21 protein-coding genes are annotated in these 16,792 nt (G+C 59.9%); 13 read left to right on the forward strand and 8 right to left on the reverse strand.

Annotated elements, in window-relative coordinates:
- The first annotated feature begins 50 nt into the window (after positions 1–50).
- Positions 51–683, forward strand: a complete 633-nt coding sequence (locus tag KR100_RS12835) for an ATP-binding protein (RefSeq protein WP_081858988.1) — start codon at positions 51–53, stop codon at positions 681–683.
- A gap of 42 nt (positions 684–725) precedes the next feature.
- Here the strand turns inward: KR100_RS12835 and KR100_RS12840 are convergent, their stop codons facing one another.
- The 3 genes from KR100_RS12840 to def are packed head-to-tail and all read right to left on the reverse strand — an operon-like array spanning position 726 to position 2,150.
- Positions 726–1,286: a DUF3747 domain-containing protein gene (locus KR100_RS12840; protein ID WP_038546770.1), complete on the reverse strand. Its 561-nt coding sequence runs from the start codon at positions 1,284–1,286 to the stop codon at positions 726–728.
- Positions 1,287–1,337: 51 nt separating this feature from the next.
- Positions 1,338–1,535 (reverse strand): hypothetical protein, encoded by a 198-nt coding sequence (locus KR100_RS12845; RefSeq protein ID WP_038546774.1) that lies wholly within the window; start codon positions 1,533–1,535, stop codon positions 1,338–1,340.
- Positions 1,536–1,544: 9 nt separating this feature from the next.
- Positions 1,545–2,150 carry a peptide deformylase gene (def, locus tag KR100_RS12850; protein WP_038546777.1) on the reverse strand — a complete coding sequence of 202 codons (606 nt, stop codon included), beginning with the start codon at positions 2,148–2,150 and terminating at the stop codon, positions 1,545–1,547.
- A 62-nt stretch (positions 2,151–2,212) separates the two neighbouring features.
- On the opposite strand from def, the gene KR100_RS12855 reads away from it, so the two are divergent.
- Positions 2,213–4,108 (forward strand): S9 family peptidase, encoded by a 1,896-nt coding sequence (locus tag KR100_RS12855; RefSeq protein WP_038546780.1) that lies wholly within the window; start codon positions 2,213–2,215, stop codon positions 4,106–4,108.
- 63 nt (positions 4,109–4,171) lie between these two features.
- A complete protein-coding gene (locus tag KR100_RS12860) occupies positions 4,172–4,519 on the forward strand; it encodes an MscL family protein (protein ID WP_038546782.1) in 348 nt (115 codons plus the stop codon).
- A 32-nt stretch (positions 4,520–4,551) separates the two neighbouring features.
- Here KR100_RS12860 and KR100_RS12865 read toward each other — a convergent pair whose 3' ends face one another.
- Genes KR100_RS12865 through KR100_RS12885 form a run of 5 tightly spaced genes read right to left on the reverse strand, consistent with a single transcriptional unit; the run spans position 4,552 to position 9,649 of the window.
- Positions 4,552–5,838, reverse strand: a complete 1,287-nt coding sequence (locus KR100_RS12865) for a SufS family cysteine desulfurase (RefSeq protein ID WP_038546785.1) — start codon at positions 5,836–5,838, stop codon at positions 4,552–4,554.
- Complete coding sequence (sufD, locus tag KR100_RS12870; protein WP_038546788.1) at positions 5,835–7,016, reverse strand: Fe-S cluster assembly protein SufD; 1,182 nt, start codon at positions 7,014–7,016, stop codon at positions 5,835–5,837. Before sufD ends, KR100_RS12865 begins: the two co-directional genes overlap by 4 nt.
- 2 nt (positions 7,017–7,018) lie before the next feature.
- Positions 7,019–7,807 carry a Fe-S cluster assembly ATPase SufC gene (sufC, locus tag KR100_RS12875; protein WP_038546791.1) on the reverse strand — a complete coding sequence of 263 codons (789 nt, stop codon included), beginning with the start codon at positions 7,805–7,807 and terminating at the stop codon, positions 7,019–7,021.
- Positions 7,808–7,847: 40 nt separating this feature from the next.
- Positions 7,848–9,287 (reverse strand): Fe-S cluster assembly protein SufB, encoded by a 1,440-nt coding sequence (sufB, locus tag KR100_RS12880; RefSeq protein WP_038546794.1) that lies wholly within the window; start codon positions 9,285–9,287, stop codon positions 7,848–7,850.
- 5 nt (positions 9,288–9,292) lie between these two features.
- Complete coding sequence (locus KR100_RS12885; RefSeq protein WP_038546797.1) at positions 9,293–9,649, reverse strand: ferredoxin-thioredoxin reductase catalytic domain-containing protein; 357 nt, start codon at positions 9,647–9,649, stop codon at positions 9,293–9,295.
- Between the two features lie 158 nt (positions 9,650–9,807).
- On the opposite strand from KR100_RS12885, the gene sufR reads away from it, so the two are divergent.
- The 10 genes from sufR to KR100_RS12935 all read left to right on the forward strand — a co-directional run bounded on the left by sufR (position 9,808) and on the right by KR100_RS12935 (position 16,779).
- Positions 9,808–10,443, forward strand: a complete 636-nt coding sequence (gene sufR, locus KR100_RS12890) for an iron-sulfur cluster biosynthesis transcriptional regulator SufR (RefSeq protein WP_038546800.1) — start codon at positions 9,808–9,810, stop codon at positions 10,441–10,443.
- On the forward strand, positions 10,409–10,828 hold the full coding sequence (locus tag KR100_RS12895; protein WP_239420343.1) for a hypothetical protein: 420 nt from the start codon (positions 10,409–10,411) through the stop codon (positions 10,826–10,828). The genes sufR and KR100_RS12895 overlap by 35 nt, the downstream gene beginning before the upstream one ends.
- Positions 10,818–11,414, forward strand: coding sequence for a phycobiliprotein lyase (locus KR100_RS12900; protein WP_038546803.1), 597 nt, complete (start codon positions 10,818–10,820; stop codon positions 11,412–11,414). Before KR100_RS12895 ends, KR100_RS12900 begins: the two co-directional genes overlap by 11 nt.
- Before the next feature lie 107 nt (positions 11,415–11,521).
- Complete coding sequence (locus KR100_RS12905; protein WP_081858989.1) at positions 11,522–12,280, forward strand: phycobilisome rod-core linker polypeptide; 759 nt, start codon at positions 11,522–11,524, stop codon at positions 12,278–12,280.
- A gap of 191 nt (positions 12,281–12,471) precedes the next feature.
- Positions 12,472–13,542 (forward strand): DUF4912 domain-containing protein, encoded by a 1,071-nt coding sequence (locus KR100_RS12910; protein ID WP_038546807.1) that lies wholly within the window; start codon positions 12,472–12,474, stop codon positions 13,540–13,542.
- Positions 13,533–13,733, forward strand: coding sequence for a hypothetical protein (locus tag KR100_RS12915; RefSeq protein ID WP_038546809.1), 201 nt, complete (start codon positions 13,533–13,535; stop codon positions 13,731–13,733). The genes KR100_RS12910 and KR100_RS12915 overlap by 10 nt, the downstream gene beginning before the upstream one ends.
- Before the next feature lie 60 nt (positions 13,734–13,793).
- Positions 13,794–15,191, forward strand: coding sequence for a phospholipase D-like domain-containing protein (locus KR100_RS12920; RefSeq protein ID WP_038546811.1), 1,398 nt, complete (start codon positions 13,794–13,796; stop codon positions 15,189–15,191).
- 446 nt (positions 15,192–15,637) lie between these two features.
- Positions 15,638–15,898 carry a hypothetical protein gene (locus KR100_RS16635; protein ID WP_204207727.1) on the forward strand — a complete coding sequence of 87 codons (261 nt, stop codon included), beginning with the start codon at positions 15,638–15,640 and terminating at the stop codon, positions 15,896–15,898.
- 195 nt (positions 15,899–16,093) lie between these two features.
- Positions 16,094–16,330 (forward strand): hypothetical protein, encoded by a 237-nt coding sequence (locus tag KR100_RS12930; RefSeq protein WP_038546816.1) that lies wholly within the window; start codon positions 16,094–16,096, stop codon positions 16,328–16,330.
- 44 nt (positions 16,331–16,374) lie between these two features.
- Complete coding sequence (locus KR100_RS12935) at positions 16,375–16,779, forward strand: hypothetical protein (protein WP_038546819.1); 405 nt, start codon at positions 16,375–16,377, stop codon at positions 16,777–16,779.
- The last annotated feature ends 13 nt before the right edge of the window (positions 16,780–16,792 follow it).

Consider the following 16,792-nt stretch of genomic DNA (forward strand, 5'->3'; position numbering starts at 1 on the left):
TGAATGCCTGACTTCCCCGTCATATCTGTATTTAGGTGTTTCTCGATGAAATGGCCGAATTTCCCAGGTCCGTTCTGGACCAGCTCCGCCAGCCTCTGGAAGAGGGCCAGATCCGGCTCAGCACCACGCGCCGCAGAGCCAGCTTCCCGTGCTCGATCACCCTGGTGGCCGCGACCAATCCCTGTCCCTGCGGCTGGCATGGCGACAGCCGACATGGCTGCCGTTGCACCGAAAGCCAGAGACGGCGCTACTGGCAACGACTCTCCGGGCCCCTGCTGGATCGCATCGATCTGCAACTCAGGCTCGAACGGCCGAGCGCGCACGGCATACGGGCCACGATCGGCAGGCGGCAAGCTCCCCGATCCGGTTGCTCATGGACCTCCGCAGGCCGGATTGAAGCAGCTCAGCAACGCATGCGACAACGCAACCCAGGAGGATGCAGCAACCGACAACTCACCGCCAGCCAACTTGGGGATCGCGGTGGATTTCATCCTGAAGGGCTTCGGCTCTGGGAACAGATCATCGAACGACGTTCCCTCTCAACCCGAAGTGGTCTGCAACTGCTGCGGGTGGCACGAACCATCGCCGATCTTGATCAGATGGACTCAGTGCCTGACGACGCCATTGCTCAGGCCAGTTGCTTCCGCTGCTCGGATCTGCAAGTGCCCCCGGGATCACACTGATCCGATCGCACTGATCGAATCGCACTGGCCCGAGGGCCTCCCTCACTCCGCAGCGGCTTCGCGGTACACATAGATGTGACCCAGAGCTTTCTTGCCGTAGGCACGGCGCATCAATGTCCACCCCGGTTCAAAGTTGAGCTTGAGAAAACCGCTGGCGTTACCACCCGATCGGGCCACCAGGTAGCTCCTCTGGGATCGGTCCCGGGTGGGCGTCGCCAGCAGCTCGATGTCGTTGGTGGTCTTGACGACAACCAGTCGGTAGCGGGTTCCCAGATCGTTGCCACCGATCCTCAGTGAATAGCCATTGCCGTCGATGTAGCGGTTGCAGATGCCGGTGAAATCGAAGGTCGAGAGCAGGGGATCCACCACAGCAGGGCTGCCAGTCCCGCTGGCGTAGCAGGGGCGCTTCTCACTGCGCTGCTCATAGATGTTGAGCTGGGAGCGTTCACCGGCTCCGATCGGTGCCGCCACCAGGATGAACTTCGACTGATCAACGGGAATCGCATTGAACAACGAACCCTGAGCGAAGGAGGATGGGACTCCGGCCACAAGGCTCAACAACGAGAGTCCAGCTGCAGGAAGGAAACGCGCCAACACATCCAAAAGGGAACTTACCGAGATCGTAAAAGTCCAGCCCTGGAGCGTCCCGTCCGATCAGGCCGGTTTGTTGAGGCGAATCGCTACAAGAAGTGTCCCAACCGTTCCGGGGCCTGCCAAAGCGAGGATCCAGCTGGTGGTCGTCACGCCCAGATCGGGATCTCCGTAGGCCAGCTCGAAGACGCAACCGGTGCTGGCGATACCGAGCACACATGCCAGGGCAAGGAACAACCCGGCGAGGGGTTTCATCGGCATGGGATCAGCTCAGGAGACGGACTGAACATGCTGGCGCTGAAAGCCATGCTCCTTCAGCTCCTTCTGCAGGCCCGCTTCATCTGTCACACGATCCACGAACAACACGCCGTTGAGGTGATCCATTTCGTGTTGGATGCAGCGAGCCATCAGCCCATCCGCCTTCATCTTTCTGGGACGCCCCATCTCATCACGGAAGCTGAGCTCAATCGCCGTGGGGCGCACCACATCCAGATACACCCCGGGAATGCTCAGACAACCCTCCTCATAGGTATCCAGTCCTGCACTGGCTGAGCTGATCTCGGGATTGATCAGCACCAGCGGAGGAGTCGTGGGGTTGTCGAGATCGAGATCAATCACAAGCAGCTGCTGGTGCACCCCCACCTGAGGCGCCGCCAGTCCGATGCCCTTGGCCGTGTACATGCTGCGCAACATATCCCTGGCCAGATCGCGCACCTGTTCGTTCACCTTGCCGATGCGGCGGGCAGGCTGGCGAAGCACCTCGGCGCCGAGAGTATGAATCTCGAGCGGGGGGGTCTCCAGGCCCTCCTTCGGCACCAGCATGGTCTCTCTGGACTTGTCTGCCGCGCGGGCCAAGTGAGCGAAGCTTCCAGCCAAGGATCACCCTCCGTCGGACCCGCATGTTAAGCGGCTTGAATCGTTTGCCATACCCCAGGTCCATGCCGTTATCGCCACTGCCCGTCAATCAGGCCGTGGGGAGCCTGCCCGGCCTGAAGGAGCCGCGATTGCTGGCTGGCGGCGATGGACGCTGTTGGCTGCTGTGGCTGGAGCAGAGACCCCAGGAGCGGGGGCGAACGACAGCTCTGATCCGTTGTTTCGGAGCCCCGACCTCAGCGGCCTTCGAACTCACACCCGCTCCCATCAACCTGCGCAGCCGCGTGCACGACTACGGCGGCAATGGTCTCAGTGCTGACCTGGACAACGACAGGCTGACCCTGGTCTGGGTCAGTACGGGCAGTCTCTGGACGCAGGCATGGCGGCTGCCCGCGAACGAAACGGCAACGCCAACCGCCCTAGGCGATCCCATGCAGCTGACCCGATCGGACCATGGTGATTTCGCCGATGGATTACTGGACCTGAGGAGGCGTTGCTGGATCGGTGTCCAAGAAATCGACGGCTGCGACGCGCTGGTGCGCATCAATCTCGACCAACCTGAGCAGGACCCTGACCAGCTGCACCAGCCTGCGGACTTTCTGGGCTACGCCTGCCTGAGTCCACAGGGCGATCAGCTGGCCTGGGTGGAATGGCAGCAGCCGGCCATGCCGTGGGACAGCAGCCAGCTTTGGCTGGCTGACATCGATTCCACTGGTGCACTGCAAACACCCCGCTGCATCGCCGGCGGTGCAGGGGTCTCCGTGTTCCAGCCCCAGTGGCTTCCGAATGGTCAGCTTCTCGTCGCCGAAGACAGCAGTGGCTGGTGGAATCTGATGCTGCGGCAACAGGATCAATGGCGACGCCCCTGGCCGATGGCCGCGGAAACCGCCATGCCCCAGTGGGTCTACGGCATGAGCACCACGGCCTGGGATGGCGAGGCCGTACTCGCTGCGGTGTGCGCCGAGGGCGTCTGGTCGCTGAAGCGGCTCTGGCTGGACGGCCGTGTTGATGCCGTTGAGCAGCCCTTCGATGATCTCGCCGGACTGCGGGCGAGCAACGGTCGTGCCGTGGCGGTGGCCAGCAACAGCAGCACCGGTGCAGGCCTTCTGGAACTCACCCTGACGGATCAGGGCTCTTGCTCCTGGACGCATACGCCCGCCACGAAGCCCTTTTTGCAGGAGGCTGACATCAGCCGGGGGGAACCCCTCTGGTTCGAGGGACACGAGGGCAAGCCAACCCACGCCTGGTACTACCCACCAGCCGTCTCAGTGAACGGGGCAGCACCACTGCTGGTGAAAAGCCACAGCGGACCCACCGCCATGGCCCGCCGCGGACTGAGTCTTGCGATTCAGTACTGGACCTCCCGCGGCTGGGGTGTGGTGGATGTGAATTATGGCGGCTCCACAGGTTTTGGACGCAGCTACCGGGAGCGCCTCAACCGTGGCTGGGGTGAGGTGGATGTCGCGGACTGCGCTGCCGCGGCACAGGCTCTGATCCGCACCGGTCGGGCCCACCCGGAGCAGATCGCCATTGAAGGGGGCAGCGCTGGCGGCTTCACAACCCTGGCCTGCCTCTGCTTCACCGATGTGTTCCACGTCGGCGCCTGCCGTTACGCGGTGTGTGATCTGGCCGGCATGGCGGAGGACACGCATCGATTCGAGGCCTGCTACCTCGATCAGCTGGTGGGGGAGTGGCCCTACGAACAGACGATCTACGACAGCCGTTCACCGCTGCGACACGCCGATCAGATCCGCTGTCCCGTGCTGTTTTTCCAGGGGATGAAGGATCGGGTGGTCCCGCCTGAACAGACCGAACGGATGGCATCGGCCCTGCGCAACAACGGCATTGCTGTGGAGGTGCGCTTCTTTGAAGACGAAGGCCATGGGTTCCGGGACAGCGCCGTACAGGTTCAGGTGCTGGAAGAGACGGAGACCTTTTTCCGGAAGCATCTCGGACTTTGATTATTGACAACGCTCCAGCCCAGCTGAAACTGCAGACGTTGCGCGATTTAGAGCCCCAACGCGATGTCGTTCTTTCAACGCTGGCTTCGTGAATTCACCCAGTTCATGTTCAGCAAGGGGAATGCCCTGGATTTTGCCATTGGCGGTGTGGTCGGCCTTCAGTTCAACCAGATCGTGAACACCCTCACTGGCGATTTGCTGATGCCCCTGATCAACCCATTCGTGCCTCAGGGAGATTGGAAGGATCTGATCATCCCCTATTTCGGTGGGGAGATCGCCGTCGGCAAATTGATGGACGTCACCCTGAACTCCCTGATTGTTGGCTGGGCGTTGTTTATCATTGTCAAAACCATTAAAAAGTTGGAGCAGATAGCCCATAAGCCCAACAGCGAGACCAACGCAGAGGGCTGATTGAGATCAGGCTCAAACGTGTCCTTTGACCCTCAACTGTGGGCCTTCAGGAAATCGACCGTGGAGGCAAGCTCCTCACTGAAACGGTCGATTTCCTCGATGGTGGTGATGAAACTGAGGCTTGCCCGGGCCGAGGCACTCACGCCGTACAGGCGATGCAACGGCTGGCAACAGTGGTGCCCACTGCGGATGCAGATGCCGGAAGCATCCATCAGAGCGGCAATGTCGTTGGCATGGACGCCTTCCACCAGGAACGTTGCGAGAGCGCCCCGTTCTGGTTGCTGATCAGGGGTGGGGCCGAGGATCCTCACGCCATCGATCGACTCCAGCCTTGCAAACAGGTGACGGGTGAGTTGCGCTTCCCAGGATTGGATGGCGCGAAGGCCAATGTCCTCGAGGTAGCGCAGCGCAGCACCCATCCCCACAGCCTCACCGATGGCAGGGGTCCCTGCCTCGAACTTATGGGGCAGGTCTGCCCAGGTGCTGCGATCGAGGAACACGTCCTGAATCATTTCGCCACCACCGAGGAACGGAGGCATCGCCTCCAGCAACGCCTCACGAGCCCAGAGGAAGCCCATACCGGTGGGACCACAGAGCTTGTGCGAGGACCCCACCAGAAAATCGGCATCCAGATCTGCGACGTTGATGGGCTGATGGGCCAGGCTCTGACAGGCATCCACCAGCACAAGAGCACCAACCTGGTGGGCTGCCGGAATCACCTCCGCGAGCGGATTGCAGCAACCGAGGGTGTTGCTGACATGCACGAGGCTCACAAGGCGGGTGCGGTCGCTGAGCTTGGCCCGAAAATCATCAAGATCCAGACGACCGTCCTCGGTGAGCCCGACATGTCGGAGCTGACAACCGGTGCGCTGCGCCAGCAGCTGCCAGGGCACCAGGTTGCTGTGGTGCTCCATCACGGTGAGCAGCACCTCGTCGCCCTCACGAAGATTGGCGTCACCCCAGCTGCGTGCCACCAAGTTGATCGCCTCACTGGCATTGCGGGTGAACACAATCTCCCGTGCGGTTGCGGCGCCAACGAAACGGGCTGCCGTGCTGCGTGCGGCCTCGAAGTCCTCGGTCGCCCGAGCACTGAGCTGATGGGCCCCGCGATGAACGTTGGCGTTATCGCAGGCGTAGTAGTGCTCAAGTGCGTTCAGCACCTGGCGAGGCTTCTGGCTGGTGGCCGCATGATCGAGGTAGATCAACGGTCGACCATCGGAAGATCGCTGCTCGAGAATCGGAAAATCCGAACGATATCGCGACAAGAGCGTGTCGTCCTGGTTACCGGAACGTGCCGCCCGGGCGTCGATTGTGGTCATGCGGTCAGCCCTTCCATGACGCGCTTCAGCGGTGTCCAGGTCTGTGCTGCCTTCGGGAGCTGATCAATCACCTCCAGGCAAACACCCCTCAGCAGCAAGGCAGCAGCGGCGTCAGCCGAGATGCCGCGACTCCGCAGATAGAAGAGCTCATCATCCTGGAGCTGACTGACGGTCGCCCCATGGGCGCAGCGCACATCATCGGCAATGATCTCGAGCACAGGCTTGGTGTCGATCCGTGCCCGTTCCGAGAGAAGCAGGTTGCGACTGAGCTGGGCGGCGTTGGTGCGCTGAGCATCGCGCGGCACCTGAATCGCCCCGTTGAAGATGGCGTGGGAACGACCATCGGCCAGGCATTTCTGAAGCTGATCCAACGCTCCATCCGGTCCATCGAAACGAACGGCGGTGTGGGTCGCCAGTTGCTGGTCGTCAGCGCCGACAGCCAACCCCCGCAGCTTGGTGCTGGCCTGCCCGTCGACCTGCACGACCCGAGGCTCGAGCCGCCCCAGTGACCATCCTTGCACCACAGACGTGAAGGCGTAATGGCTCCGCGGCTCCTGCTCGACAGCGAGAAGGGCCAGCAGGGCGGCGTCACCATCGGCGGTCGCGAGGCAACCATGGTTCAGATGTGCGTCCTGGCCAAGGTGGGCCTCAACAACATGGCTGTGGGCTGAGGCACCTGTCCCCACAACCACCTGGAACAGATCCAGCTGTGCTTTTTCCTCAAGCAGCAGAAGCACCCGGGTGGCGGTCAGGCCGTCACCACCGCAGACCACAAGCTCCAGAGGCGGCAGCTCACCGCGCCCCCGTAACGCCAGCACCTGATGGCAGGACGCATGGTTCAGCTCCACCGGCCAGGCATCAGCGCAGCCGCAACGATCCAGGGTGTGCCCGAGAGCCTGTTCAAGCTCGATCGGTTCCAGCACACTCAGCCCGGACGGCAGCGTGAGATTGTCAAGCGGGTCAGCAATCCCATCGAGCACCAGTCGCAGCACACCGGGGGCCGCTGGCGGCAGATCACCGGGGAGCAGGGCAGCGGACGCGGCGGGCAGATCGGCAACCTGCTGAAGCCGACGCAGATCCGTCAGACGCCAGGACTCCTCGCGACGCGTGGGAAGCCCCAGTCGCTGCAAGGCATCACGACCCCGCTGTTGCACCGGTGTCAGCAGACGTCCCGCCACAGTCAGGACACTCCCTGGGCTGCCAGTTCACGATCCACCCAGTCGTATCCAATCTGCTCCAGCTCCTGAGCCAGCTCTCGACCACCGGTACGCAGAATCCTGCCATCGGCCATCACATGGACGTAGTCGGGGGTGATCTCATCCAGCAGCCGCTGGTAATGGGTGATCAACAGGATGGCGTTCGCCTCGGTCGCCAGCTGGTTCACCCCACCGGCAACAATCCGAAGGGCATCGATATCCAGACCGGAGTCGGTCTCATCAAGAATGGCCACCACCGGATCGAGCAAAGCCATCTGAAGGATCTCGTTGCGCTTCTTCTCACCACCGGAAAACCCTTCGTTCACACTGCGCTCGAGGAACGCGGGATCCATCTGGACGACGTTCAGCTTCTCGCGCACGTGATCTTCGAAATCGAACGTATCCAACTCCTCGTCGCCGCAGCTCTGGCGTCGGGCGTTGGTGGCGACCCGGAGGAATTCCAGATTGCTGACGCCCGGTATCTCCACCGGGTACTGGAAGCCGAGGAACACGCCTGCACGGGCCCGTTCCTCGGGCTCAAGGTCGAAAAGATCACGACCGCGATAGCTGACGGATCCTGCGGTGACTCTGTAAGCCGGATGGCCGGCGAGAACTTTGGAGAGCGTGCTCTTACCGCTGCCGTTACGACCCATCACGGCATGAATTTCACCAGCCCGAACCCTGAGATTCACACCCTTGAGGATCGGCTGGTCCTCCACGGACGCCTCAAGGTCGTTGATCTCTAGAAGCAGTTCGGCGTCGGGACGAATCACGTTTGAGGAAGGAACAGCAGAAAGGAGACGAGCGGAGGGTTCAGCCCACGGAGCCCTCAAGCTTGAGGGCCAGCAATTTGTCGGCTTCGGCGGCGAACTCCATCGGCAACTGGTTGAACACGTCTCGGCAGAAACCGCTCACCATCATCGACACCGCCTCTTCAAAGCCGATGCCACGGCTCTGCAGATAGAAGAGCTGATCTTCCGAGATCCGACAGGTGCTGGCTTCATGTTCAATCGCCGCCTGGGGCTGCTGTGAACGGATGTAGGGGTAGGTGTTCGCCGCAGCCTGGTCTCCGATCAGCATCGAATCGCACTGGCTGTAGTTCCGCGCCCCTCTGGCGGCAGGGCCCATCTGCACCAAACCCCGATAGCTGTTGCTTGAGCGCCCCGCACTGATGCCCTTGCTCACGATCGTGGAGCGCGTGCGGGGACCCACATGCACCATCTTGGTTCCGGTGTCTGCCTGCTGGCAGTTGTTGGTGAGGGCAACGGAGTAGAACTCGCCGACGGAGTCCGCACCTTGCAGAACGCAGCTCGGGTACTTCCAGGTGATGGCCGAACCGGTCTCCACCTGGGTCCAGCTGATGCGACTGCGTGCACCGCGGCATTGACCGCGCTTGGTCACGAAGTTGTAGATGCCACCAACGCCGTTCTCATCACCGGCGTACCAGTTCTGAACAGTCGAATATTTGATCGAGGCATCGTCGAGAGCCACCAGCTCCACCACAGCGGCATGGAGCTGATTGGTGTCAAACATCGGAGCGGTGCATCCCTCCAGGTAGCTCACGGAGGCACCCTCCTCGGCAATGATCAGCGTGCGTTCGAATTGGCCCGTATCGCCGGAGTTGATCCGGAAGTAGGTGGAGAGTTCCATCGGGCACTCAACACCCTTGGGGATGAACACAAAGGAGCCGTCGCTGAATACGGCTGAGTTGAGTGCCGCGAAGTAGTTGTCATTGCTGGACACCACCGAACCGAGAAAGCGCTCGATCAGGTCGGGATGGTCTTTGACCGCTTCGCTGAATGAGCAGAAGACAACACCGTGCTCCGCCAGCTTTTCCTTGTAGGTGGTGGCGATCGAAACACTGTCGAACACGGCGTCCACCGCCACATTGCTCAACCGTTTCTGTTCACTGAGAGGAATTCCCAGCTTGTCGAAGGTTTCAAGCAGCTTGGGATCAACCTCATCCAGGCTGGCCTTCTTGTCCTGCTGCTTCGGGGCGGCGTAATAAACGATGTCCTGGTAGTCAATCGGGGGATGGCCCAATGCCGCCCAGTCCGGCTCCTCCAGGGTCAGCCAGTGCCGGAACGCTTTCAACCGGAAGTCGAGCAGAAAAGCGGGCTCCTCCTTCTTCTCTGAGATCAGGCGGACGACCTGTTCACTCAACCCTTTGGCGATCTTGTCAGTCTCGATCTCAGTGACGAAGCCGTATTTGTACGGCTGACTGACCAGATCGCGCGTGGAGGTGCTCGTCATTCAGTTCAGCCAGCCGTGGCCTGAATCGTTTCTGTGGTGATGGCCTGGGTTTTGTTCGGACAGGCGAAGGGATTGTCCTCTGTGAGAAACAGCATGCAGTGGCATTCCTTGCGCTCACGCATCGGAACGCAGGGGCAGTTCCAGAACGCCTGCGAGACCTCTGCCTCCTTGTCTTCGTAATGACGGCAGGGGCAGAGAGCACCGCCAAGCTCATCCTTGTGGCGAGCCAGCCCCTTCAGCACAACGGCTGTCACGCTGGAATCGCTGCAGAAATAGGTCCCCGTGCGCTGCGCGTAGGTCTCAGCGAACTTGCGGATCACCTCAAGGCTTTCAACGCTGGGTTCTGGCGTGGCGTCAGACATGCGACGGAGAGAATTACGAAACCCTGTGGTTTCCTTTCAGGAAGCCTAGGTCAGCAGCCCGTGCGGCAGCGATTAAGCAACAGGTCGGCCCTTCGGATTCGAGCAGCAGGTTCGCTGACGCCATTCCGATGTCATCGTGGGAACAGCGAAATCAGCCGATGAGCGCGCCGGCCCAGGCCAGCAACCGCGAGACAGTTCTCACTCTGCTGCTGCGCCGGGGTGAGTCGGAGGCGGCTGTGCTCGCGGAAATCATGGGAATTTCCGTGCAGGCCATGCGTCGCCATCTGCGCAGCCTGGCGGACGACAACTTGGTGGAATCCACCCCGATGGCAACCGGACCGGGGCGACCGAGCAATCGCTGGCATCTCACTCGCAAAGGACGGGATCATTTCCCGGATGGGAGCGGTCACTTCGCACTCGGACTGCTCGATTCGATGCGAGCCACCCTGCCGCCTGAAACGGTTTCAAGCCTGCTGGACCAACAGGCGCTCGACAAGGCTGCCCGGTACCGCCACCAGCTGGGAGACGCTCCTCTGTCACAGCGGCTCCAGAAACTCGCCGATCTGAGACGCAACGAGGGCTACGTCACCGAGTGCCATCCCGATGACGATGGCAGCTGGAAGCTGCAGGAGCTGCATTGCTCCGTGCAGCGGATCGCCGAGGAATTTCCTGCGGTCTGCGATCAGGAACTGCTTCTGATCCGACACACAGTTCCGGACTGCAAGGTGGAGAGGGTCCACTGGCGGCTTGAGGGAGGCCATGCCTGCGGCTTCCGAATCACCCCGGCTGGTTGAGATGAATGAGCCCGAGGGGCCCCTGAGCCGGGAGTCGATCGCACGCATCGACGCCACCCAGCTTCCCCAGCTGGAACGCCATCACCTGAGACTGCTGGCCCATTGCCTGGCCTGCTTCAAGACCATGGGACCAACACCCGCAGACGGGTCCCTTCCCAGGGAGACGAGCCGTCGGCATTGGTGCCTCGAGCAACCAAGAATCGCGGAGGACCCGGATTTTCTGGATCGGCTGCTCGAGCAGTTCGACGTCGCTGCCCTGCAACTCGAGACCATTGCGCAAGCCCAGCAGGTCCCGCCGATGACCCTGACCCTCGATGCCCTGATCACGGCGGCGGAGACGCGCTGGCAACATCGGAATCCCCCCGGAGACGCAGATGCCCCTTGAGATCCCGGACGCGATCCGTTTCTTTCAGCTCAGCTGCGGGCGTTGGCGCTCCCAGCGCAGTCAGCACCATCTGCTGCACCGTCGCGCCGAAGCCGGTGCTTCGTTCATCGTCGTGGAGGAGCTGCTGAAAGGGGATTCCAGGCTTGCGGAGATCGCCGCCCGCAACGACGAGGCCGCCGAGCGCATCGTCGGCGGCTGCTGGGTGCGCTGGAGCGGCTCGATGGCCTGGGACCGGGCCGGCGAGTCCCATGAGGACCAGACCATGTTCGGCCTGATCCCCGACGACGAGAGCGGCCGCAGCGGACTGCTGCTGCGCGATCGGGGGTACGCCGAGAAAGCGCCCGTCGCCGGTCGCTTCCGGATGGACGACGAGAACGGCCTGATCCTCACCACCGACTACGAAATGATGAGCTCGCTGGAACGCTTCTGGTTCGCTGGCAGGAACCTGAGGCTGCGGACCAGCACGGTGCAGGGGCTCTCGAACAACGCCTCCTTCTGCATGGAGACGCGTCAGCTGGATGATGCGATCCCACCCTCAGCCCAGCAATCGCGACGCCCCGCCAATCAGGCGCCCTTCGGCTGGTAAGCAGAAGTACTCAGCTGGAGTATTACGGCTTGTAATCGCTGCCGGGACCTTGCAAGGAGCGACTCGGACGGCTTCTACGATCCGTCGCAGTGGACGTTGACGCTCGCGTGGCCATCCCCCTCCTCAAGTACGCACCAATCACCCAGAACGCCCGGGTGGCGGCACTGCGTACCAACTGCGACGAGGACGAGCGTTCTTATTCAAGGGACATCGCCATTGACGGCGACAACCTCAAAACGGTGATTGAGAGCGCCTACCGACAGATTTACTTCCACGCCTTCGCCTCCGATCGCGACGCGAACCTGGAATCCCAGCTCCGCAACGGTGAGATCACGGTCAGGGATTTCATCCGAGGCCTGTGCCTCTCCGATACGTTCAAGCGCAGCTTCTACAACCTCAACAACAACTACAAGGTGGTGCGCCATCTGGTGCAACGACTGCTGGGTCGCAAGACCAGCGGCAAATCCGAGGAGATCGCCTGGTCGATTGTGATCGCCACCAAGGGCGTCGAAGGGATGGTGGATGACCTGCTGAACAGCGAGGAATACCTGGATGCCTTCGGCTACGACCGGGTTCCCTTCCAGAGAAACCGGGTGCTCCCGGGACGCGACCTCGGCGACACCCCCTTCAACATCACCACCCCCCGTTACGACGAGTACTACCGGGGCATCCTCGGCTTCCCCCAGATCGTGTTCACCGGGCCGACCAAGGCGATCCCGGCACGTGCCAAGGTCAAAAGAGGCGGGGCGCCAAGCGACTACATGGACTGGGTCAAGGACGTTTCGATGGGTCGCGCCCAGGGCGGCAATCCCAGCACCGACATGGACTACATGGCGAGGGTTCCCTACCGCAGCGTTGGCCGCTGAACCGTTACGAATCACCCGAGATCACAAAAAAGGCGGGGAGTGATCCCCGCCTTTTTTGCTGTCAGCAGAAGCGATCCCCGGGATCACGATCCACCCCGGCAGTCAGTGGATCCTGACCTCATGGTCTTAAGCGTTCAGAAAGGAATTTTTAAGCGCAGAATGATCCCAAATGAATTCTGAGGTTTTTGGACGTGTCCCAAACTCTGTCATCCCTGGCACGTCTCACCCTGCGTCAACTGCGGCAGATCGCCAGCGACATGGGCGTCCCCCTCTACAGCCGCAAGAGCAAAGAAGCTCTCGTTGATGAGGTTGCTCAGCGTCAGGAGAAGCGTGGTGGGGATCTGAAAGCCATCGAAGCCGAACTCACGGCTCCGTCAATCTCCTCCACCGAGACACGCGTCGTTTTCCTGCCACGTGATCCCCAGTGGGCCTACGTGTTCTGGGAGATCTCCGACGACGATCGCAAACGCGCCCAGAAGGAAGGTGCCAGCCGTCTCTGCCTGCGTCTTGCCGACGTGACCGGCATTCACGACGGCAGCGCACACCCCCACACCCTTCAGGAGGTCCCTGTCGACAGCCACAGCACCGAGTGGTACTTGCCTGTTCCTCTTTGCGACCGCGACTACCGCGTTGAGCTTGGTTATCGGATTAACAACGCCTGGATGTCTCTGGCCTTCTCCTCTGTGGCACGTGTTCCTGCCCTGCACCCCAGCGAGCAGATCCTTGATCAGTTCGTTCCCTTCAGCCTGGAGTCCGCTCCTGCTCCTGCTCCCGCTCCTGTGACTCCGGCAGAGCCCAGTGACAGCGGTCTGCACGAACGCCTCTACCAAAGCGCCACGGTTCACTTCCGCAGCCGCAGGGTTGGTTCTGAGGAATTCCAGGAGGGAATCGACAGTGCCTCCGACCGCAGTGGCCTGAGTGATTCGGGGATCGGCCTCTGGGCCAGCGGCCGCAACGAGTCCGGCCTTGGGGGCGTCACGCCGCGTCAACGCTCCTTCTGGCTGGTCGCCGATGCAGAACTGATCGTCTACGGCGCCACAGACCCGTCTGCCCGCCTCACCATCGGTGGTGAGGATGTTCCACTGTCCACAGACGGCACCTTCCGGATCCAGGTTCCCTTCCGCGACGGGGATCAGGTGTATGCGATCGAGGCCACAGCTGCCGATGGCGAGCAGAAGCGCAACATCACCCTCAACTTCCAACGTCAGACCCCTGAAGACAACAGCAACCCCGCAAGCGAATCCAAAGCTGAGTGGTTCTGAAGTCGTCTGAACCCAACCAGTCCTTGCGCTGGTTTGTCGCCATCACCCCTCTTGCAGGGGCGATGGTCTTTCCGGTCGCAGTGCCACTGGTGATGGCGAGGGTCAGCATCGCTGCCGGCGTTGCCCTTGCGTTGGTGCTGAGCTCGCTCTGGTTCATTGCGATGCTTAAAACATCTGAGATGCCGCACTAGCGGCTTGAACCTTCAAACCTCTGGCGTGGAATCCTGAACGGATCAACGGATTGACTTGTTCTGATCAGAGCCCCTCTGCTGATCACACTGCTGCTCATCTGCTCCGGGTGCAGCCAGTCCGGCCGCATCGTTGGTGCTGCTCCAGCCGAACTTGCCAAGCCGGAGGGCATCGATGTTCTGTTCAATCACAGGGACGGCAGCCGCTACCGGAGTCCCATCAGTGGAGAGTGGCGCAACGGGGATGACCTGGAACAGGCACTCATCGATGCGATCAATTCAGCGGAGCGAGAAATCCTGGTGGCCATCCAACAGCTCACGCTGCCAAAGCTTGCCAAGGCGCTGATCGCTGCCCAGGGACGCGGCGTTCAAGTTCAGGTGATTCTGGAGAACACATACAACATCCGATGGAGCCGCCAACAGGCTGCCCATCTGCCTCGGCAGGCGCGCCAACGCCTGCAGCGGTTACGGCAGCTTGCCGATCGCAACGGCGACGGCATCACCTCATCCAGGGAGGCTGCTGATGCGGATGCCGTCGCGCTGCTTCAACGTGCAGGAATCCCCCTGATCGACGACACGGAAGACGGCAGCCGCGGCAGCGGCCTGATGCATCACAAATTCATCGTGATCGATGGCGCTCAGGTGCTCACCGGCAGCGCCAACGCCACCAGTTCAGGCCTTCACGGCGATGCCGGAGCGCCCAACAGTCGCGGCAACGTCAATCATCTGCTCAGCATCCACAGCCGGGAGCTGGCTGATCTGTTTCGAGAGGAATTCCAGCGGATGTGGGGCGATGGTCCCGGACGAGACAAGAACAGCCTGTTTGGACTCGCCAAAGAGAGCGGTGGCGTCGAGACGGTGATGGTGGGAGACACCAGGATTGACGTGTTGTTCGCGCCGCATCGGAAGCGTGAAGCACTCCATGGCCTGACCTGGCTGGGAGATCAATTGGCGAGAGCACAAAGGAGCATTGATCTGGCGTTGTTTGTGTTCTCCGCTCAACAGCTCACCTCCGTCCTGGAGGAAAGAGTTGAAGCTGGCCTTGAGGTGAGGCTCCTGGCCGATCCCGGTTTTGCCAGCAGACCGTATTCAGAGATCCTGGATCTTCTGGGGGTCACCCTGCCGGATCGAGATTGCAAGGTCGAACGCGGCAATCAGCCCTTGGACCAACCACTCAAGGGCGTCGGCACCCCACGCCTCGCCCGCGGCGACAAACTCCACCACAAGTTCGCCGTAATCGACAACCGCACAGTGATCACGGGATCCTTCAATTGGTCGCCTTCTGCCGCCCACACCAACGACGAAACCCTGCTGGTGATCCACTCACCCCAACTCGCCCAACACTTCACTCGTGAGATGAATCGAATGTGGCGAAGTGCTGAACTGGGAATCACGCCGCATATCCAGCGAAAACTTGATCGTCAACGGATTAAGTGCAGGGATGGGGTGGAGAGGGAGTGAGAGGGATTGAAAGCTAGAAGGCGCGAAGAGCACTAAGAATCATCGACGAGGATTAAAAATTATCTTTTCAACTGAACCACTAACTATTAGGCTAAGGTAAACATATAAGCGGCTATCTTGACAATGAAAGAGATTTCGACTGCAGAGCTGATCTATTCAGACGAAACTATAAGAGACATGAGGAAAGTAGTCGGCGACGATTTGATATTAAAAATTTATATATCGCCCGGAAATGAACCACACACTGCCTGGAATGACGAAGTACACAAAGATATCAAAACCAAGGCAAGATCCCCTGCCGGCTGGCAACACTTATCAAGAGTGCATTTTCAAGAATAAATTCAGAACTGGGAATCACAATTAAAGAAGTTTCCGAGGAAAGCGAGTCTGATACTCAAGTCAAGCTGAAAACGGTTCCAAATGCAGACGCAGTCAATGGTGAATGAATGAGAAGCTGGGACAAAAGCGGTTTTACTGATATCTATCTCTCGATGACCTATCAATCTGGTCTTGATGGTAATAAATATCCCGCTGCCCATATAAAACCTGACGCATTCCCGCATAAACAAACAGAACAATCGACATGGGAAAAAATCTTCATTCATGAATTAGGACCTCCTTGGTTTGGAGCATCCTTGGGATCAGACGACGGAGACTGGGCCGTATCTAGCTCCGAAGAGCCTACTATTCGTACAATAATGGGCTAGGGGAGTTATGACTTAAATGGCAACATCATTGACTGGTTTCAGGAGATCGATTCAAAAGCACTCCGGGAAATCTGGGGGATAGATGATTCTCCAATATCAATAGACAGTACGGAATTTAGGACAATCACTAAACCATCAAAATTCAAGAAAAAATCAGCAGACAAAATCACCAATTTCAATCCTTCGAATTACACTTTGAAAATTGATACTGAAAGCTTTGATATTGATAGCTCTGCCACCTTTGCTGCTGGCAAGAACAAGACAGTCAAGAAGAAACTTGCCAAGAAAGACTTCGACTTCCTTTACGACGAGAAGAAGGGTGGTCTCTACTTCAACGAAAACGGCGCAAACAAAGGCTTTGGTGATGGCGGCATCATTGCCATCCTTAAAGGAGCTCCTGATCTGACAAACCAGAATCTCGAGTTCATTTGAAACCAAACGCCTGAGAAACGTCGAGATCAAGTCAGAATGGAGTCATGATCAAATACGTCCTTACACCAGCACTGTTGTTGTTGGGTCTAACCCAACCAGCCATCGCAGCTCAGAACTACGTCCCCTGGCCGACCAAAGATCAGCTGCGTCAGATCCAGATCGATGCCTTCAGCTGTTCACGGGAAAACTCGGACGCAACCTGCCGCAGCGCTCGGCAGGAGGCAGATGCCTTGATGGATCACCCCCGCCTGCCAGCAGTTTGCAAGGACGTGCTCTGGAGACTGGTGGAAACCGCCAAGGTCGCCCCCGCCAACACATATCAACGACGCGATGAAATCGATCAGCCCGCAAGAGAGCTGTCGACCATCTGCGCCGAACCGATCAAGAAGAAAGACCCCAAGCAGCAGGGTGGCCCCCAACCCAACAATGGATTCGGCTTCGGGGCCTGAGTCTGAGCGATGG

This window comes from Synechococcus sp. KORDI-100 (genome assembly GCF_000737535.1).
GTDB lineage: Bacteria > Cyanobacteriota > Cyanobacteriia > PCC-6307 > Cyanobiaceae > Parasynechococcus.